Genomic DNA, 18,606 nt, shown 5'->3' with positions numbered 1-18,606 from the left:
CCGCCGACCGGCCCCGGCAGCCGACGCTTACGCGCGCGGCTTCTCGCGCATCTCGTAGGTCTCGATGATGTCGTCGACCTTGATGTCGTTGAACGACCCCAGGGTCACACCGGCCTCGAAGCCCTCGCGGACCTCGGTCGCGTCGTCCTTGAAGCGGCGCAGACCCTCGATGGTGAGGCTCTCCGCCACGACCTTGCCGTCGCGCAGCAGGCGGGCCTTGGCGTTGCGGCGCAGCAGGCCCTCGCGGACCAGGACACCGGCGATGTTGCCGAACTTGGAGGAACGGAACACCTCGCGGATCTCCGCAGAGCCGAGGCGCACCTCCTCGTACTCCGGCTTGAGCATGCCCTTGAGGGCCGACTCGATCTCCTCGATCGCCTGGTAGATGACCGAGTAGTACCGGACGTCCACGCCTTCCTTCTCGGCCGCCGTACGGGCGCGGCCTTCGGCGCGCACGTTGAAGCCGATGATGATGGCGTCCGAGCCCATCGCCAGGTCCACGTCGGACTCGGTGATGGCACCCACACCGCGGTGCAGGACCCGGAGCTCGACCTCCTCGCCCACGTCCAGCTTGACGAGAGCGTCCTCGAGGGCCTCGACCGAACCGGAGACGTCACCCTTGATGATGAGGTTGAGCTGCTCGATGGAGCCCGCTGCGATGGCCTTGTCCAGGTCCTCGAGCGAGATCCGGACCCGACGCTGCGCGAACGCGGCGTTGCGGTCACGGGCCGAGCGCTTCTCGGCGATCTGACGGGCGGTGCGGTCCTCGTCGACGACGATGAAGCTGTCGCCGGCGCGGGGCACGGAGGTCAGACCGAGCAGCAGCACCGGGCGGGACGGGCCGGCCTCTTCGAGGTGGTTGCCGTTCTCGTCCAGCATGGCGCGGACGCGACCGTAGGCGTCGCCGACCACGATCGAGTCACCGACGCGGAGGGTACCGCGCTGGACCAGGACGGTCGCCATGGCGCCGCGGCCCTTGTCGAGGTGGGCCTCGATCGCAATACCCTGCGCGTCCTGCTCCGGGTTGGCCCGGAGGTCGAGCGAGGCATCGGCGGTGAGGACGACGGCCTCGAGCAGCTGGTCGATGTTCAGACCCTGGCGCGCGGAGATGTCGACGAACATGGTGTCGCCGCCGTACTCCTCGGCCACCAGACCGAACTCGGTCAGCTGACCGCGGACCTTGGTCGGGTCGGCGCCCTCGACGTCGATCTTGTTGACCGCGACCACGATCGGCACACCGGCGGCCTTGGCGTGGTTCAACGCCTCGACCGTCTGCGGCATGACACCGTCGTTGGCCGCGACCACCAGGATCGCGATGTCGGTGGACTTGGCACCACGGGCACGCATGGCGGAGAACGCCTCGTGACCCGGGGTGTCGAGGAAGGTGATCGGGCGGGGCTCGCCGTTCACCGTCGCCGCGACCTGGTAGGCACCGATGTGCTGGGTGATGCCACCCGCCTCACCGGCCACCACGTTGGTCTTGCGGATGGCGTCGAGCAGTCGGGTCTTACCGTGGTCGACGTGACCCATGACGGTGACGACCGGCGGGCGCGGGGCCAGCATCTCTTCGTCACCCTCGTTGGCACCGAAGTCGATGTCGAACGACTCCAGCAGCTCACGGTCCTCGTCGTCGCGGCTGACGATCTCCAGGACGAAGCCCATCTCGCCGGCCAGCAGCTCGAGGGTCGCGTCGGAGACCGACTGGGTCGCGGTGACCATCTCACCGAGGTTGAACATCACCGAGACGAGCGCGGCCGGGTTGGCGTTGATCTTCTCCGCGAAGTCCATCAGCGAGGCACCACGCGACAGGCGGACGGTCTGTCCGTTGCCGCGAGGCAGCATCACACCGCCCACGGACGGGGCCTGCATGGCCTCGTACTCCTGGCGACGCTGACGCTTCGACTTGCGGCCACGGGCCGGGCGACCGCCCGGGCCACGACCGAAGGCACCCTGCGTGCCACCACGGGCACCCGGGCCGCCGGGACGGCCGCCGAAGCCACCGGGACGCGGGCCGAAGCCACCGCCGCCACCGGGGGCACCGCCACCGGGACGGGGGCCGCCGAAGCCGCCACCGGCCGGACGCGAGCCCGGACCGGCCGGACGACCGGCGAAGCCCGGACGGGCGCCACCGGCACCCGGACCACCCGGACGGCCACCGGGGCCACCCGGACCACGGCCACCGGGGCCGGGACGGGCACCGGGGCCCGGAGCGGGACGCTGCGGCATCATGCCCGGGTTCGGGCGCGGCATGCCGGACGGGCTCGGGCCACCGGGACGGGGGCCGGCCGGACGGGGCATGCCGTCGGGACGCGGACGGTCACCACCGGGACGCGGAGCGCCACCGGGACCGGCTGCCGGACGCGGACGGTCGCCACCGGGACGCGGGGCGCCACGGTCGGCACCGGGAGCGCCGGCCGGACGCGGACGGTCGCCACCGGGACGCGGGGCGCCACGGTCGGCACCGGGAGCGCCGGCCGGACGCGGACGGTCACCACCCGGACGGGCGGCACCCGCACCGGGAGCACCGGCACCCGGACGCGCGGCACCGGGAGCAGCCGGACGGCGCTCGCCGGGGCGGCCCATGCCGGTCGCACTGCCGGAGGTGAAGGGGTTGTTGCCCGGACGCGGGCCGGCCGGACGCGGGCCCGGACGGGCGCCGGGGGCAGCCGCTGCCGGACGCGGGGCCGGGGAGGCCGGACGCGCCGCCGGAGCGGCGGCATCACCGGCGGGGGCCGGCGAGGAGAACTCGGCCGCCGGAGCAACCGGGGCGGCCGGGGCGGCCGGAGCCGGTGCAGCGGGACGCGCCGCCGGGCGCGGGCCCGGAGCAGCAGCGGCCGGCTTGGCGGCGGGGGCGGCCGGGGCGGCGGGAGCCGCGGCGGCCGGCATGGGACGGGGACCCGGGGTCGCGGCGGGGCGCGGACCCGGGGTGGGGGCACCCGGCTTGGGTGCGGCCGCACCGGCGGCAGCGCCACCGGCGGGCTGGGGCGCCGCGGGCTTCCGCGGGCCAGGCTTGGCAGAGGAACCACCCGTAGGGGCCACTCCCAAAGCGTCAGTCAACTTGCGCACGACCGGCGCCTCGATCGTCGAGGACGCCGAACGGACGAACTCACCCAGCTCGGTGAGCTTGGCCATGACGGCCTTGCTCTCCAAGCCAAGTTCCTTGGCGAGCTCGTATACCCGGACCTTAGCCACTTCACTCCTGCTCTATGAGTCCGGGGCAATCGTCCGCCGGACTGTCGCTACTTCATGGGCGTACTCATCGCGTACTCATCGAGTGCTCATCGCAATCTCGACCTACTTCCAACTCGCGAGGTACCTGACGTGTGCACACTGCGCGCGTCGCATCCGCGCGCTGTGCTTGTTGCGGTGGTTCTCCGCCGTACGTGACGGCACTGCTGCGAGCGCCGCTCCCCTCCAGACGCCCCTGAGAACTCAGGGCGCCGGGGTGCCGCCTGCCCGCTCCTCGACGTACTCACGCAGAGCGTCCGTGTCGAGCGCCCCCTGGAGCCGGAAGGCCCTGGGGAACGCCCGGCGGCGTACCGCGAGGTCGAGGCAGGCCGGATCGGGGTGCACATGTGCGCCCCGGCCCGACAGTGCGCCGCGCGGATCGGGGACACATACGCCCTCGACCGCCACGACACGCAACAGCTCGTGCTTGGCCGCTCGCTTGCGGCAGCCCACGCAGGTGCGTTCGGGGCGTGCTCGGACACGCGTCCGGCCAGACAACCTCAAGTCTACCCCTCCGGAGGGACATGGCGCCGCCCCGCCGATCTCGGCAGGACAGCTACAACGCCTGTTACTCGGCCGAGGATTCCCCGTCGGGAGCCTCGGTGTCCGGGCGGATGTCGATCCGCCACCCCGTCAGGCGGGCGGCCAGGCGGGCGTTCTGGCCTTCCTTGCCGATCGCCAGCGACAGCTGGTAGTCGGGAACGATCACCCGTGCGGAGCGCTGGTTGTAATCCACGATCTCCACCTTCGTCACCCTCGCGGGGGACAGCGCGGCGGCGACCATGTCCGCCGGGTCCTCCGACCAGTCGACGATGTCGATCTTCTCGCCGTGCAGCTCGCCCATGACGTTGCGCACACGGCTGCCCATCGGGCCGATGCAGGCGCCCTTGGCGTTCAGGCCCGACTTGCGGGACCAGACCGCGATCTTGGTGCGGTGACCGGCCTCGCGGGCGATCGCGGCGATCTCGACGCTGCCGTCGGCGATCTCCGGGACCTCCAGGGCGAAGAGCTTCTTCACCAGGTTGGGGTGCGTACGGGAGAGCGTGACGGACGCCCCGCGCACACCGCGGCGGACGGCCACCACGTAGCACTTCAGGCGGGTGCCGTGGCGGTAGTCCTCGCCGGGCACCTGCTCCTGCGGCGGGAGGATGGCCTCCAGCTTGCCGATGTCGACCAGGATGTTCTTCGGGTCGTTGCCCTGCTGGACGACACCGGTGACGATGTCGCCCTCCTTGCCGGCGTACTCACCGAAGGTCTGGTCGTCGGCGGCGTCACGCAGACGCTGCAGGATCACCTGCTTGGCGGTGCTGGCGGCGATCCGGCCGAAGCCGCTCGGGGTGTCGTCGAACTCCTTGGGCTCGACGCCCTCCTCCAGCTCGGCCGGGTCCTCCAGCGCCCACACCGTCACATGACCGGTCTTGCGGTTCAGCTCGACGCGCGCGCGGCGGCGGGAGCCCTCGGTGCGGTGGTAGGCGATGAGGAGGGCCGACTCGATCGACTCGACCAACAGGTCGAACGGGATGTTCTTCTCGGTAACCAGCCCACGCAGGGCGCTCATGTCGATGTCCACGGCTACGCCTCCTCTTCTCTCTTCACGTTCATGGTGCGGCGGATGGATGTGGTGGTCAGTGCTCTGCACCTTCATCGTCGTCCGCAATGTCGTCCACGACGTCGTCCGCGATGTCGTCGGCAACGTCGTCGGCAATGTCTTCGGCGTCGTCGAGGAGCTTGTCGTCCTTACGGCTGAACTCGACCTGCACACGCGCCCTCGCCACCTCGGCGTACGCCAGGCGGCGCTCCTTGGCCTTTCCGCGGCCCTTGACCGGCTGCACCTCGACCAGGGCGCCGTCCTCATCGGTCTCCAGGACCCGGGCGACGATCTCGCCGCCGTCCGCCAGATGGGCCTTGACCAGACGGCCCTCGGCCCGGCGCCAGTGGCGGGGCTCGGTGAGCGGGCGGTCCACGCCGGGCGAGCCGACCTCCAGGACGTACGGGGCGCTGCCCATCACGTCGGACTCGTCGAGCTCCTGGCCGACCCGGCGGCTGAACTCGGCGATCGCATCGAGATCCACTCCGCCGTCGGCGTCCACGTCGATCTGCACCTGGCGGCGGCTGCCGGCCTGGGTGACCTTGACGTCCTCGAGATCGAAACCGGCCTCCGCGGCCAGCGGCTCCAGCAACGCGCGCAGCCGGTCGGTGGGGGTGGTGCTCATCCGGGTGACTCCTCGGCCGCGTCTGCTGTTGTCGGTAGCTGCTAACTCAAGCGGAAGCCTAGCCGGTCAACCCCCGAACCGCCGATTCCGCCCGGCGCACGCGTCGGCCCGGCACACCCCGCCACCTGGCCCGCGCTCACCCCGCTGCGAGCAACGTCACAGTGTCCGTATAGCGTCCCCCAGGGCCCCGGAAGGTGTGGGTTCTGTAATGATGCACGGCAGCGGGGGCTGAACGGCTCCCCCATGATCTCTGCGGGAGCGCGTCGATGCTGTCCCCCACCCGGCGGACCTTCCTGGCCCTCGGTGCGCTCAGCGGCGCCCACCTGCTGTGCGGCTGCTCGGACGACGGCAAGGACGGCGACCACCACAAGCCCGATCCCGACCTTCCGCTGCGGGCTCGGGCTGTGGCCGCCACGGACGCGCTGCTGGCCGCCTACGACGCGGTGATCGCCGGACCCGGGGCCGCGAAGGCGGACACCCTGCAGCCGCTGCGCGCCGACGTGGTCAAGCACCGGGCGGCACTGGCCTCGGGGCAGGCCTCCCCGTCCGCCTCCGCCTCCGCCTCTGCTTCCGGAGCCACGAGCACGGCCGCCGTGTCCTCGGTGGCGGCACTCGCCGCCCTCGAACGGCAGACCGCCGGCGCCCGGCTCGCCGACCTGGACGCCGCCTCGCCCGCCCTCGCCAAGCTGCTGGCCGCGGTCTCGGCCTCGGACGCCCTGCACGCGGCGGCCCTCGGTGACACCGGCCCGATCGCCGCGCCGACGTCGGCCGCATCGCCGGGCACGTCCGCCTCCCCGTCGGCATCCGCCTCCCCCTCCGCCTCAGCGACCACCACCCCGCTGCCCACCGCGGCGGCCGCCGGCCTGCAGGCCGCGCTCGCCGCCGAGCACGCCGCCGTCTACGGGTACGGCGTCGTCGGCGCCCGGCTGCCCAGCGGGGCGAGACGCGGGGACGGCCACGCCTCGTACGCCGCTCACCAGGCCCAGCGGGACGCCTGGCAGCGACTGCTCAGCACCGGCGGCGCGACCCCCACGGCCGCCGCGGCCGGGTACCAGCTCCCGTTCGCGGTCACCAGCGCCGCCTCGGCGGGCGAGCTCGCCGCGCACATCGAGACCCAGCTCACCGCCGTGTACGCCAACCTGGTGGCGGCCTGCACCGGGCCGCTCCGGGCGACCGCCGCCGAGGCTCTGCGGGAGACGGCGCTGCGGGCGGCGCACTGGGGCTCCGACGTTCCCGCGCTGCCCGGCCTGCCGGACTCGGACGGCGCCACGCCGTCCGCCACCGCGAGCGCCTGACCAGCAGTTTCCCTCCCATGGCCGACAATGGGCGGGCAACACCACCCGGGGGAAGTACCGACCGAGAGGCCAGCATGTCGGCAGCATCAGGGCAGATCACCGTCCCCGAGCGCCTGGCGGAGACCGCGCGCGCCATGGAGGGCGAACGGGCCGAGGCGTGGCTGGCCACCCTGCCGGCCACCTTCGCCGAACACCTCACCCGCTGGGGTCTCACCCTTGAGCGGATCTTCGAGCCGGGCGGCCGGATCAGCCTGATCGGGTACGTCCGCCACAGCGACGACCTCACCCCCGCCGTCCTCAAGGCCGGGCTGATCACCCCCGAGACCGCCCAGGAGCACGCGGCACTGACCCACTGGGCCGGCCGCGGCGCCGTCCTGCTGCTGGACTCCGACCCCGCCGCGGGTGTGCTGCTGCTGGAACGGCTGTACGGCGACATCCCGTTGCGCTCGCTCGCGGAGGCCAAGGCCATGCTGGAGGCCACCAGCCTGCTCCAGCGCCTCTGGGTACCGCCGGCTGCCGGCCACCCGTTCACCTCGGTCGCCGACCACGTCGCCACGCTCTCGGCCGGCCTGCGCCGGCGCCGCGCGCTGCCCGGGGCCGCCGAGGCCCTGGCCCTGGTCGACGAGGCCCTGGAGACCGCCGAGGGGCTGCTCGCCGACCGGAGCGAACAGCTGTTGCTGCACGGCGACTTCCACCACGGGAACGTCCTCGCGGCCGACCGCGCGCCCTGGCTGGCGATCGACCCCAAACCGCTGGTCGGCGAACGCGCCTACGACCTGGCCTGGCTGGCCCAGGACCGGATGGACACCCTGGCCGGCTCACCGGGACCACGCGGCGCCGCCCGACGACGGCTGCACCAGCTCGCCGACGCCGTCGAGGTCGACCACGACCGGCTGCGCGGCTGGACGCTGTTCCGCACCGTCGAGGCCGGCCTGTGGAGCCTGGAGGCTGGCGACACCGATGCCGCCGAGCTCTACCTGGAGTTCGCCGACTGGCTCTGAGACCCTCCGGTCCGGCCTGGCAGCAACGGCAGTTGAGCACCCATCACGGCGTACGGCCGGATGGTGTTGGGGAACCGCACCGCCCGCGCCAGGTCGTGGTAACCGAGGGAGCGGTACAGCCGCCGGGCCGGGGTCTCCGCGTCGATCGCCGACAGGATGCTGCGCGGCCGGCCCGAACGCTCGCAGAGCGTCCGGATCAGTGAACTCCCCACACCCCGCCCCTGGAACTCGGGCAGTACGTGCAGCTCGGTGACCGCGAAGACGTCGTCCAGCCAGTCCCCGTACCCGCGCGCCTGCAGGTACGGCTCGATCACCGTGCTCCACCAGTGCTCACGCCGGTTGGGCATGCCGTACCCGAAGCCGACCAGCCGGCCACCGCTCAGCGCTCCCAGCGCAATCACCCCGGGCTGCAGCGCATGACGCCCGACGATCTGCAGCCGGACCGCCACCTCCTCGGGCGTCAGCCCGAAGGCGACCGCCTGGACGTCCAGCGCGTACGGGGCCCACGCCGCCAGGTCGATGGCCTCGATCGTCACCTCGGTCAGCTGCTCCATGACCCCGGACGTTACTACCCCGCCCCGCGCCCCGGGGCGGAGCCCGGCCCACTGCACGTACGGCGGCGGAAAAGCCGAGAGTTCGCCGTCACTTCACCCGGATCGACTGGTCGAACGCCTGTGTAGGATGCGGAACGCTACCCGGACCGGCCGGGGACACAGGGGCGGGAATGAGAAGGCGCACGCTACTGATCGGGGCGGGCGGCCTGCTCGGAGCCTGGGGTATCGCCGAACTGGTGTGGGTCCGCACCTCTTCCGCCGCCCGGAACACCTCGGTCTTCAACGTCCGGGACTACGGCGCCTCGGGGGACGGCTCCCAGGACGACACCGACGCCTTCAAACTGGCCTTCAAGGCGGCCCGGGACGCGGGCGGCGCCGTTCAGGTGCTCATCCCGCCGGGCCACTACCCGGTGTCGACCTCGCTGATCATGTCGGCCGGGATGACCGTCACGGCCTACGGCGCGCGGATCGTCCGGGGCACCGACTCCGGGGCGCTGCTGAAGAACTTCGACGGGAAGTCCAACGCCCCGGGGTACAGCGGCCCCGGCGGACTGGTCGTCCAGGGCGGGACCTGGGACATGGCGGGGGGTCAGTACACCGATCGCTGCGACGCCATGGCCTTCGGCCACGCCGAGGACATCCGGATCGAGGACTGCACGATCCTCGAAGTCCCGTCCGCGCACGCCGTGGAGCTCAACGGGGTGCGCAAGGTCCGCGTCGTGAACTGCGTCTTCGACGGCCTGGACACCACGCACGCGCCCCGCGCGGAGAAGGAGGCGGTACAGATCACCGCCGCCACCAGCAACGCCAACCTGCCGTTCGGGCCCCATGACGACACCCCCTGCGACGACATCGAGCTGACCGGCTGCACGCTGCGCGCCTCGGCCTCCGGCAGCGGTCCGTTCGGCTCGCTCTGCGGCGACCACGGCGGCAGGGAAGGCGTGCTGCACAGCCGCATCCGGGTGATCGGCAACCACGTCGAGGCGGCGGCGGGCAACGGTGTCCGGGTCGCGGACTGGCAGGACTCCACCATCCAGGACAACACCGTCGAGGGGGCGCAGCTGGCCGGCATCGAGATCCACTCGCTCGGCGGAAACGCGATGTCGGACATCCGGGTGGAGCACAACACCATCCGCCGGACCGGACGCGCGGGGATCGCCGCCGCCGGGACCGAGGAGACCCCGGTGACCGGACTGATCGTCACGGGGAACACCGTCGCGCCGCTCACCGGGCAGCCCGGCATCCAGCTCGAGTACGCCCCCCGGGCCGTGGTCTCGGGGAACACCACCAGGACGGGCCTCTCGCCCGGTGTCCAGGTGCAGCACTCCCAGGGCACCCGGCTCACCGCCAACAGCGAGGCGTGAGCGCCGGGCACGCCGCCCGCGCACCGGAGGTCAGAAGAGGACGCTCATGAAAGCGCCGACCTCACGGAAGCCCACCCGCTGGTACGCCGCCCGGGCGCGGACGTTGAAGTCGTTGACGTAGAGGGAGACGACCGGGGCGACCTCGCGCAGGGCGACCTCCATGACGGCGGCCATGCCCGACTCCGAGAGGCGGCGGCCCCGGTGCTCCGGTGCCACCCACACGCCCTGGATCTGGCACGCCCCGGCCGTGACGGCGCCGATCTCCGCTTTGAAGACCACCTCGCCGTCGTCCGAGAAACGGGCGAAGGAGCGTCCGGCTCCGACCAGTTCGGCGATCCGGGCCTGGTAGAGCAGGCCGCCGTCCCCCGCCAGCGGCGAGATGCCGACCTCCTCGGTGAACATCGCGACGCAGGCCGGCATCAGGGCCTCGATCTCGTTCTTGCGGACCCGGCGGACCAGCGGGTCGGGGGCCACCTCGGCGGAGGGCGCGGTGGTGGCCATCAGCGGCTGGTGGCCCCGTACGTCGCGGGCCGGGCCCCAGCTGCGTTCCAGCAGTGCCCAGAGCGCCGCCGTGGGCCCGGCGGGGCCGACGATCGAGGAGCAGCGGCGGCCCTGCCTGCGGGCGCGCTCGGCGAACGCCCGGACGGCCTCCGGGCCCGCGTTGACCAGGACGAGGTTGGCGCCGGCGTAGCAGAGCGACTCCAGCTGCCCGTCCTCGTCGAACCAGCCCCACATCTCGCCGCCGAGGCGCCACGGGTCCAGCCCGACGGCCTCGACCCTGGTGGCGACGAAGGCGTTGGCCACCGGGTCGCGGTGCAGCACCTCCAGGGTGTCCTCGAGATCCGGGGCGTCCAGGACCCGGGTGGTCGCCAGGGCGCGCGCGACCGCGAAGGGACCGGGGAGCATCACACCTCGATCGAGCACAGCCACCTCACCAATCGACTCTTGCCTGTCGGTCGCCTCCGGGCGCTCGACCCTACTCCCCACCCTCACCGGAGAAGACTGCGGGGCCGTCCGTGGACGGACGACCCCGCTTGAGCCAGTTCGTACTACTCGGCGGCGACCACGGTCGGCACACCGGACTCGACGCCCTCGGCCTGCATCTGCTCGGCCAGCTTGAGGGCCTCCTCGATCAGGGTCTCGACGATCTTCGACTCGGGGACGGTCTTGATGACCTCGCCCTTCACGAAGATCTGGCCCTTGCCGTTGCCGGAGGCGACACCGAGGTCGGCCTCGCGGGCCTCGCCCGGGCCGTTGACGACGCAGCCCATGACCGCGACGCGAAGCGGCACCTCCATGCCCTCCAGGCCGGCGGTGACCTCCTCCGCGAGCTTGTAGACGTCCACCTGGGCGCGGCCGCAGGACGGGCAGGAGACGATCTCCAGGCCGCGCTGGCGCAGGTTCAGCGACTCCAGGATCTGGTTGCCGACCTTGACCTCCTCGGCCGGCGGGGCCGACAGGGAGACCCGGATGGTGTCGCCGATGCCCTCGGCCAGCAGCGCACCGAAGGCGACGGCCGACTTGATGGTGCCCTGGAAGGCCGGGCCGGCCTCGGTGACACCGAGGTGCAGCGGGTAGTCGCAGGCGGCCGCGAGCTGGCGGTAGGCGTTGATCATCACGACCGGGTCGTTGTGCTTGACCGAGATCTTGATGTCGCGGAAGTCGTGCTCCTCGAAGAGCGAGCACTCCCAGAGCGCGGACTCGACCAGCGCCTCGGGGGTGGCCCGGCCGTACTTCTCCAGCAGCCGCTTGTCGAGCGAGCCCGCGTTGACGCCGATCCGGATCGGGACGCCGGCGTCCTTGGCCGCCTTGGCGATCTCGCCGACCTTGTCGTCGAACTGCTTGATGTTGCCCGGGTTGACGCGCACCGCCGCGCAGCCGGCCTCGATGGCCGCGAAGACGTACTTGGGCTGGAAGTGGATGTCGGCGATCACCGGGATGCCGGACTTCCTGGCGATGATCGGCAGCGCGTCGGCGTCGTCCTGCGAGGGGACGGCGACGCGGACGATCTGGCAGCCGGAGGCCGTCAGCTGAGCGATCTGCTGCAGCGTGGCGTTGATGTCGGAGGTGACCGTGGTGGTCATCGACTGCACCGAGATCGGGGCGTCACCGCCGACCGGGACGTTGCCGACCATGATCTGCCGGGAGACGCGACGCGTGGCGAGCGGCTTGAGCGGCAGGGACGGAATACCGAGCGAGATCGCGGTCATGTGCGCAGGGTTCCCCAGGTTGAGGTGTGAGAGCCGGCCGGTGGCTCTGGCCGGGCCGGGCGCGCCGACGTACGCACGCCCGGCGTCCAACGGTACGGCACGGGTACGGGCGCGGGCACATCAGCCGTACCCCATCAGGCGCATCCGGGGGGCGCGCCCGGCCGGTCCGTTGCCTCCGAGCGACCGGTCTCAGTTGAGCTTGATCGGGTTGACGACGTCGGCGACCATGACGAGCGCCGTGAAGCAGATGAAGATGCCCGCCACCACGTACGCGACCGGCATCAGCTTCGCCACGTCGAACGGGCCCGGGTCGGGGCGGCGGACGAGCGCCGCGGCCTTGCGGCGCAGCGACTCCCAGAGCGCACCGGCGATGTGCCCGCCGTCCAGCGGCAGCAGCGGCAGCATGTTGAAGAGGAAGAGCGAGAGGTTGATCCCGGCGAGCAGCTGGACCATGAAGGCGAGCTGCTGGGTGGCCGGGAGGTCCATCGCGAAGACGTCCCCGCCGAGGCGGGCGGCGCCGACCATGCCCATCGGGGAGTCCACCGGACGCGGGTCGTCGCCGACGATGGCGTGCCAGAGGCCGGGGATCTTGCCGGGCAGGGCGATCAGCGAGGAGATGCCGTGCTTGGCCATCTCGGTCATCTGGTGGGCGCTCTGGCCGAGGCTCAGGTGGACCACGCCGGTGGCGGGCGAGAAGCCGAGGAAGCCGGCGGTGACCGGATCGCCGTTCACGGGCCGGCCGTCCTGGTCCACCCGGTTGACGGTGTTGCTGGTGATGGTGGCGGTCAGCGTCTGCCGGGCACCGCCGCGCTCGACCACGATCGGCACCGTCTGCCCCGGGGACTTCCGGATGTCGGCCTGCAGCTGCTTGTAGGTGCTGATGCCGTCGCCGTTGAACGACACGATGGTGTCGCCCGGCTTGAGGCCCGCGAGCGCGGCCGGGGACTGCGGCGCGTCCTTCGGACAGGTGTCGGTCGGCTCGCCCACCTTCACCACGCACTGGCTGACGGTGGCCACCGTCGGCACCGACATCTGCAGGCCGATGCCCATGAACCAGCTCAGGTAGAGCGCGACCGAGAGGATCAGGTTCATGAACGGGCCCGCGAACATCACGATGACGCGCTTCCACGGCTTGCGGGTGTAGAAGAGCCGGTGCTCGTCGCCGGGCTGGAGCTCCTCGTAGGAGGCCTCCCTGGCGTCCTCGATCATCGAGCGCCAGGGCGAGCTGCTGCGCTTCGTTATCCGCCCGTCCGCGCCCGGCGGGAACATCCCGATCATCCGGATGTACCCGCCGAGCGGGATCGCCTTGATGCCGTACTCGGTCTCGCCCTTCTTGCGGGACCAGACGGTCCGGCCGAAGCCGACCATGTACTGCGGGACGCGGATGCCGAAGAGCTTGGCCGTGGAGAGGTGGCCCAGCTCGTGCCAGGCGATCGAGAACAGCAACCCGACCACGAACAGCAGGATGCCGAGCACCCACATCACGTTTGTCACTGCTCGTCCTCCGTCATGCCGCTCCGCTCGTGGGTCGTGCTCAGCCTGCTGCCAGCTCCTGCGCGCGCGCCCGGGCCCAGCCCTCCGCGTGGAGGACGTCCTCCACCGTCAGGGAAGTTCCCGCTGCGGGGGTGCCGTGCTCGGCCACCACCTTCGCCACAGTGTCCACGATTCCGGTGAAGGCGAGGCGGCCCTTCAGGAATGCCTCGACACATTCCTCGTTGGCGGCGTTGAACACGGCCGGGGCGGTCCCGCCGAGCGTACCCACCTCGCGTGCCAGCGCCACGGCCGGGAAGGCCTCGTCATCGAGCGGGAAGAACTCCCAGGTGGCGGCCTTGGTCCAGTCGCAGCCGGGGGCCGCGTCGGGGACGCGGTCGGGCCAGCCGAGCCCGAGTGCGATCGGCATCCGCATGTCCGGCGGGCTCGCCTGGGCCAGCGTCGAGCCGTCCGTGAATTCCACCATCGAGTGGACGACCGACTGGGGATGGACGACGACCTCGATCCGGTCGAAGGGCACGTCGTACAGCAGGTGGGCCTCGATCACCTCGAGGCCCTTGTTCACCAGGGTGGCGGAGTTGACGGTGACCACCGGGCCCATCGCCCAGGTCGGGTGGGCGAGCGCGTCCTCGGTGGTGACGCCGGCCAGCTGCTCACGGGTACGGCCCCGGAACGGGCCGCCGCTCGCGGTCACCACGAGCTTGCGGACCTCGGCGCGGGTACCGCCGGCGAGCGCCTGGAAGAGCGCGGCGTGCTCGGAGTCCACCGGCACGATCTGGCCGGGCTTCGCCACCGCCTTGACCAGCGGGCCGCCGACGATCAGCGACTCCTTGTTGGCCAGCACCAGCACCCGGCCCGCGCGCAGCGCCGCCAGGGTGGGGCGCAGGCCGATCGAGCCGGTGATGCCGTTGAGCACCGAGTGGCACTCCATCCCGGCGAGCTCGGTGGCCGCGTCGGGGCCCGCCAGGATCTCCGGCAGCGGGCGCCCCGCGGCCTTCGCGGCCAGCGCCTCGCGCAGCGCGGGGGCGGCGTCCGCGTTGGCGACGGCCACCGTGGGCACGCCCAGTTGGAACGCCTGCTCGGCGAGCAGGTCCACCCGTCCGCCGGCGGCGGAGAGGGCGACCACCTTGAAACGGTCCGGATTGCGCAGCACCACGTCGATGGCCTGGGTGCCGATCGAACCGGTCGAGCCGAGGATGACCAGTTCCCGTGGGCCGGAGGGGTTCTTCACGACGGGAGTGAAGCGCAGCTGCGGGTGGGCGAGCGAGTTCATGGGCTCCATTGTGGCTTGCCCACCCCTGTGCTCACTTCCAGGCCCAGACCTGGCCGCCCACCTTTCCGCTCGGGTCCTGCTGCCACTCGTAGACACCGGCGGCGCTCGCCAGCCCGGCAAAGGCGGAAGAGTCGGACTCGTAGATGATCGAGCCGCGCCAGCTGATCGTGCCGTCCGCGCCGAACGTTCCGACGCCGTGGCCGATCCAGCTCGCGTGGTCGCCGCTCGGGGTCGTCAGGATGCCCGCGCCCTGGCCGTAGAGGCGGCCGTCGGACCGCATCCGGCCGGTGTACGACCCCATGTCGCGGACCTGGACGCCCAGTATTTCGCCGGACGCCTGGTATGTGGTCTCCACCGAGGGCGGCAGGCCGTGCTCGCCGGGGATCACCCGGCGTACGACTATCTGGCCCTCTTCGTGTCCGAGCAGGTCGCCAAGCATGATGCTCTCCCTTCGACACCCCCTCATTCCGGAGTACGCCGGGGTCAGGGTGCTGTCAATTCACGACCACCGTTCACCGGTGGAGGCCGGCACCTCGGCGTCCCGGCTGGTGAGCGCCGCCCAGCAGCCCTGCCGGGCCGTCAGAATTCCTGGCAGTCGACCCTGTTGCGAACAGCAGGAACCCCCGCCTCCGACAAGCGGGGGCGGGGGTTCCGAGGGGCTGTGACTAGAGGTCAAGACCCGTCAGGACCAGGACGCGCTCGTAGGTGAAGTCGTCCATCGCGTACTTGACGCCCTCACGGCCCACGCCGGAGTCCTTGACGCCGCCGTACGGCATCTGGTCGGCGCGGTAGGAGGGCGCGTCGCCGATGACCACGCCGCCGACCTCCAGCACCTGGTGGGCCTTGAACGCGGTCTGCAGGTCGTGGGTGAAGACGCCGGCCTGCAGACCGAACTTGGAGTCGTTGACGGCGGCGAAGGCCTCGTCGGTGGAGTCCACCTTGTGCAGCGACAGGACCGGGCCGAAGGCCTCGGCACCCGCCAGGATCGCGTCGGCGGGCAACTCGGCGAGCACGGTCGGGGCGTACGCGGCGCCCTCTCGGGTGCCACCGGTGAGCACCTTGGCGCCCTTGGCGACGGCGTCCTCGACCCAGGCCTCGACGCGCTTGGCGGCGTTCTCGTCCACCAGCGGGCCGACGTCGGTCGCGTCGTCGGTCGGGTTGCCGGTCACCTGGGCCTCGACCTTGGCGACGACCTTCTCGACCAGCGCGTCGTAGACGGACGCGTCGGCGATCACGCGCTGCACCGAGATGCAGGACTGGCCGCCCTGGTAGTTGGCGAAGGTGGCGATACGGGTGGCCGCCCACTCCAGGTCGGCCTCGGAGGACCAGTCGGCGAGCACGACGGCGGCGGCGTTGCCGCCCAGCTCCAGGGTGACGTGCTTGCGCGGCACCGAGTCCATGATCTGGTAACCGACCTTGTCCGAGCCGGTGAAGGAGATCACCGGCAGGCGGTCGTCCTGGACCAGGGCCGGCATCTTCTCGTTCGGCACCGGGAGCACGCTCCAGGAGCCGGCCGGGAGGTCGGTCTCGGCCAGGATCTCGCCCAGGACCAGCGCGGAGAGCGGGGTGGACGGGGCCGGCTTGAGGATGATCGGGGCGCCGACGGCGATCGCCGGGGCGACCTTGTGGGCGACCAGGTTCAGCGGGAAGTTGAACGGGGCGATGCCGAGCACCACACCGCGCGGGAACTTCCGCACGACCGCGAAGCGGCCCACGCCGCCCGGGTCGGTGTCCAGACGCATGGTCTCGCCGTTGGTACGACGGGCCTCCTCGGCCGCCCAGCGGAAGACGGAGACGGCACGGCCGACCTCGCCACGGGCCCACTTGATCGGCTTGCCGTTCTCGGCGGTGATCAGCTGGGCGATCTCCTCGGTGCGCTCGGCGAGACGCTTGGAGACGTGGTCCAGGGCGCCGGCGCGGACGTGCGCGGGGGTCGCCGCGAAGACCGGGGCGGCGGCGACGGCGGCGTTCAGCGCCTCCTCGACCTGGGCGTCGGTGGGGACGCTGACCTTGCCGACCAGGCTGCCGTCGAACGGGTGGTGGACCTCGAAGGTCGCGTCGCCGCTCGCCCGGCGGCCGGCCAGCCAGAAGTCGTGGGTGGTGGTCACGGTCGTACCGGCCCTCTCCTCGTCGTGTGCACCCCACGGACGTGGAGCCTGCAACCACGGTAGGGGGACTCGCCCACGAACCGGATTGGACACCACGGAGCGGTTACCCGCCGGGGCACTACACGACGGCGGGGTGCCTGCCAGAGCGGGGTTCTTTTCAGGGGCGCGGGGAACTGCGCGAAACGGAAGGCGACGACCCGTGCCCTACCGCCTCGCGCAGTTCCCCGCGCCCCTGGTGGTGCGCCCCACGCGCAGGGTCCGCGCCCTGCTAGTCCTCGCCGGAGCGGAGGGCGAGCCAGAGCTCCATGCGGACGTCGGTGTCGTCCAGCGAGCGGCCGAGCAGTTCCTCGACGCGCCGCATCCGGTACCGCAGCGTGTGCCGGTGCACACCCAGATCCGCGGCAGCCGCGTCCCACTGACCGTGCCGCGAGAGCCAGGCCCGCAGCGAGGCGACCAGGTCACCCCGCGCGGTGCGGTCGTGCTCGCGCAGCGGCCGCAGCAGGCCCTCCGCAAAGGCCGTCACGGCCTCCTCCCCGAGCAGCGGCAGCAGCGAACCCGCGCCGACCTCCTCGTGGTCCACCGAGCGCCGGCCGCCCCGCAGCGCGACCGCCAGGGCCCGCTCGGCCTGGGCGTACGCGGTGCCCGCCTCCTCAAGCCCTGCGGGGGCCGAGACACCCAGCGCCAGCCCCTCGTGCTCCTCTACCGCGCCCAGGCAGGCCCGGTGAGCGGCACCGTTGTCCAGCGCCAGCACCATCAGCCGGGGCCCGTGCGCACCGTCCTCGCGGGAGACCAGCAGCCGCTCGCCGACCCGGCCGCCGGCCTGCTCGGCCCGGTCGCCCAGTTCGCTGAGCGCCTCCGCGCTGTCCACGCCCGGCCCCGCGCCGGCGACCAGCACTCTTATGGTCCCCTCGGGCAGGCCGCCGAAGAGCCCCGCGGCCACCTGACGGGCCGTCGCCACCTCACCCGCCAGCACCATGCCGAGCAGCGCCGCGCCCATCCGCTCCTCGGCCTGCCGCAGCTCGCGCGAGCGCTCCAGGGTGAGGGTCAGCAGGGCCACGGCGGCGTTCAGTACGTACCGCTCGGTGGGCGTGATCCGGTCCTCGGTGCCGACCGCGAGGAAGCCGCGGGCCCGCCGGTCGGCGCCCAGCGACTGGACCACCACGTAGTCCTCGTCCGCGGTGTCGATGCCCGGGGAGCGGCCCTGCAGGGCGGCGCTGGACGGGGCCGGTCTACGGCGGAGCCGGTCCACCTCGGCGGCCAGCCGGCCGGCCCGGCGGGCCGCCCAGTCGGGGGCCACCGCGGAGAGCGCACCGGAGCCGTCGTACAGGGCGGCCCAGCCACCGAGCCGGGCGGCCAGCCGGCGGACCACGGCGGTGGTGCCGTCCTTGCCGAGGGCCGCCCGGGTGAGCTCCTCCTGGGCCTCGAAGCTGGTGGTGACGGCCTCGTACTGCTCGGCGGCGAGGGCGGCCGAGACGGCCTTGCTGATCGCGATGAACGGCGTCGCCTCGGGGACCCGCAGCAGCGGCAGCCCGCGCTGGGCGGCGGCGTCGACCAGAGCCTGGGGGACCTCGGTGTGCGAGAGGCCCACGCCCAGCCCGAGCCCGACCACTCCTGCGTCGGCCAGCCGGTGCACGTACGCCTGCAGTTTCGCGGCGGCCTTGCCCAGCTTGATGCCGGTGGTGAGCAGCAGTTCCCCGCCCTCGAGGAACGGGGTGGGGTCGTCCAGCTCGCTGGTGTGCACCCAACGGACGGGCCGCTCCAGATGGTCCGCACCGGCGAGGACCGTCAGATGGAGCGAGGTGTTGCGGACGACGGAGGCGAGTGTGGGGGGCATGGCACCTTCGGTGGTTCCGACCCGGTCGCGCCATT

At 72.3% G+C, this 18,606-nt stretch carries 15 protein-coding genes; 3 read left to right on the top strand and 12 right to left on the bottom strand.

The features are described 5' to 3' along the window. Positions 1-27 precede the first annotated feature (27 nt). From infB to rimP, 4 genes are all read right to left on the bottom strand, one after another. A complete protein-coding gene (gene infB / locus FB465_RS24265) occupies positions 28-3,192 on the bottom strand; it encodes a translation initiation factor IF-2 (protein ID WP_145793814.1) in 3,165 nt (1,054 codons plus the stop codon). A gap of 240 nt (positions 3,193-3,432) precedes the next feature. Next, a complete protein-coding gene (locus FB465_RS24260) occupies positions 3,433-3,726 on the bottom strand; it encodes a YlxR family protein (RefSeq protein WP_145797559.1) in 294 nt (97 codons plus the stop codon). Positions 3,727-3,796: 70 nt separating this feature from the next. After that, positions 3,797-4,798: a transcription termination factor NusA gene (gene nusA / locus FB465_RS24255; protein ID WP_145793812.1), complete on the bottom strand. Its 1,002-nt coding sequence runs from the start codon at positions 4,796-4,798 to the stop codon at positions 3,797-3,799. 55 nt (positions 4,799-4,853) lie between these two features. Continuing rightward, positions 4,854-5,441 carry a ribosome maturation factor RimP gene (rimP, locus tag FB465_RS24250; RefSeq protein ID WP_145793810.1) on the bottom strand — a complete coding sequence of 196 codons (588 nt, stop codon included), beginning with the start codon at positions 5,439-5,441 and terminating at the stop codon, positions 4,854-4,856. Positions 5,442-5,707: 266 nt separating this feature from the next. Here rimP and FB465_RS37570 point away from each other — a divergent pair, with 266 nt between their 5' ends. Both FB465_RS37570 and FB465_RS24240 read left to right on the top strand, forming a co-directional pair. Further along, positions 5,708-6,736, top strand: a complete 1,029-nt coding sequence (locus FB465_RS37570; protein WP_145793808.1) for a ferritin-like domain-containing protein — start codon at positions 5,708-5,710, stop codon at positions 6,734-6,736. 74 nt (positions 6,737-6,810) lie between these two features. Continuing rightward, positions 6,811-7,737 carry an aminoglycoside phosphotransferase family protein gene (locus FB465_RS24240; RefSeq protein WP_145793806.1) on the top strand — a complete coding sequence of 309 codons (927 nt, stop codon included), beginning with the start codon at positions 6,811-6,813 and terminating at the stop codon, positions 7,735-7,737. Here FB465_RS24240 and FB465_RS24235 read toward each other — a convergent pair. After that, on the bottom strand, positions 7,710-8,291 hold the full coding sequence (locus tag FB465_RS24235) for a GNAT family N-acetyltransferase (protein WP_145793804.1): 582 nt from the start codon (positions 8,289-8,291) through the stop codon (positions 7,710-7,712). The genes FB465_RS24240 and FB465_RS24235 overlap by 28 nt on opposite strands. A gap of 170 nt (positions 8,292-8,461) precedes the next feature. Between FB465_RS24235 and FB465_RS24230 the strand changes: the two genes are divergently transcribed. Then, on the top strand, positions 8,462-9,655 hold the full coding sequence (locus FB465_RS24230) for a right-handed parallel beta-helix repeat-containing protein (protein ID WP_145793802.1): 1,194 nt from the start codon (positions 8,462-8,464) through the stop codon (positions 9,653-9,655). A 30-nt stretch (positions 9,656-9,685) separates the two neighbouring features. Here FB465_RS24230 and FB465_RS24225 read toward each other — a convergent pair whose 3' ends face one another. The 7 genes from FB465_RS24225 to FB465_RS24195 form a co-directional block, all read right to left on the bottom strand. After that, the gene (locus tag FB465_RS24225) at positions 9,686-10,561 is read right to left on the bottom strand and encodes a GNAT family N-acetyltransferase (RefSeq protein WP_145793801.1); all 876 of its coding nucleotides are present in this window, start codon (positions 10,559-10,561) and stop codon (positions 9,686-9,688) included. 143 nt (positions 10,562-10,704) lie between these two features. Further along, positions 10,705-11,865 carry a flavodoxin-dependent (E)-4-hydroxy-3-methylbut-2-enyl-diphosphate synthase gene (ispG, locus tag FB465_RS24220; protein ID WP_145793799.1) on the bottom strand — a complete coding sequence of 387 codons (1,161 nt, stop codon included), beginning with the start codon at positions 11,863-11,865 and terminating at the stop codon, positions 10,705-10,707. Between the two features lie 189 nt (positions 11,866-12,054). Beyond that, on the bottom strand, positions 12,055-13,347 hold the full coding sequence (locus FB465_RS24215; protein ID WP_211786001.1) for a M50 family metallopeptidase: 1,293 nt from the start codon (positions 13,345-13,347) through the stop codon (positions 12,055-12,057). 52 nt (positions 13,348-13,399) lie between these two features. Further along, positions 13,400-14,629 carry a 1-deoxy-D-xylulose-5-phosphate reductoisomerase gene (gene dxr, locus FB465_RS24210; protein ID WP_145793795.1) on the bottom strand — a complete coding sequence of 410 codons (1,230 nt, stop codon included), beginning with the start codon at positions 14,627-14,629 and terminating at the stop codon, positions 13,400-13,402. A gap of 31 nt (positions 14,630-14,660) precedes the next feature. Then, positions 14,661-15,068, bottom strand: coding sequence for a hypothetical protein (locus tag FB465_RS24205; protein ID WP_145793793.1), 408 nt, complete (start codon positions 15,066-15,068; stop codon positions 14,661-14,663). Between the two features lie 226 nt (positions 15,069-15,294). Next, a complete protein-coding gene (locus tag FB465_RS24200) occupies positions 15,295-16,737 on the bottom strand; it encodes an aldehyde dehydrogenase family protein (RefSeq protein ID WP_145793791.1) in 1,443 nt (480 codons plus the stop codon). A gap of 268 nt (positions 16,738-17,005) precedes the next feature. After that, positions 17,006-18,571 carry a PucR family transcriptional regulator gene (locus FB465_RS24195; RefSeq protein ID WP_145793790.1) on the bottom strand — a complete coding sequence of 522 codons (1,566 nt, stop codon included), beginning with the start codon at positions 18,569-18,571 and terminating at the stop codon, positions 17,006-17,008. Between the last annotated feature and the right edge of the window lie 35 nt (positions 18,572-18,606).

The organism is Kitasatospora atroaurantiaca, from assembly GCF_007828955.1.
Taxonomy (GTDB): Bacteria; Actinomycetota; Actinomycetes; order Streptomycetales; family Streptomycetaceae; genus Kitasatospora; species Kitasatospora atroaurantiaca.
Note: the sequence above shows the minus strand (reverse complement) of the source record. Positions and strands in the feature narration are given on the sequence as shown.

What these genes read in the sequence shown, in the direction of transcription:
- FB465_RS24195 (WP_145793790.1), bottom strand. Translation starts at nt 18,571, where the DNA reads ATGCCCCCCACACTCGCCTCCGTCGTCCGCAACACCTCGCTCCATCTG.
- FB465_RS24240 (WP_145793806.1), top strand. Translation starts at nt 6,811, where the DNA reads ATGTCGGCAGCATCAGGGCAGATCACCGTCCCCGAGCGCCTGGCGGAG.
- rimP (WP_145793810.1), bottom strand. Translation starts at nt 5,441, where the DNA reads ATGAGCACCACCCCCACCGACCGGCTGCGCGCGTTGCTGGAGCCGCTG.
- FB465_RS24230 (WP_145793802.1), top strand. Translation starts at nt 8,462, where the DNA reads ATGAGAAGGCGCACGCTACTGATCGGGGCGGGCGGCCTGCTCGGAGCC.
- FB465_RS37570 (WP_145793808.1), top strand. Translation starts at nt 5,708, where the DNA reads ATGCTGTCCCCCACCCGGCGGACCTTCCTGGCCCTCGGTGCGCTCAGC.
- FB465_RS24235 (WP_145793804.1), bottom strand. Translation starts at nt 8,291, where the DNA reads ATGGAGCAGCTGACCGAGGTGACGATCGAGGCCATCGACCTGGCGGCG.
- FB465_RS24215 (WP_211786001.1), bottom strand. Translation starts at nt 13,347, where the DNA reads ATGTGGGTGCTCGGCATCCTGCTGTTCGTGGTCGGGTTGCTGTTCTCG.
- ispG (WP_145793799.1), bottom strand. Translation starts at nt 11,865, where the DNA reads ATGACCGCGATCTCGCTCGGTATTCCGTCCCTGCCGCTCAAGCCGCTC.
- dxr (WP_145793795.1), bottom strand. Translation starts at nt 14,629, where the DNA reads ATGAACTCGCTCGCCCACCCGCAGCTGCGCTTCACTCCCGTCGTGAAG.
- FB465_RS24225 (WP_145793801.1), bottom strand. Translation starts at nt 10,561, where the DNA reads ATGCTCCCCGGTCCCTTCGCGGTCGCGCGCGCCCTGGCGACCACCCGG.
- FB465_RS24205 (WP_145793793.1), bottom strand. Translation starts at nt 15,068, where the DNA reads ATGCTTGGCGACCTGCTCGGACACGAAGAGGGCCAGATAGTCGTACGC.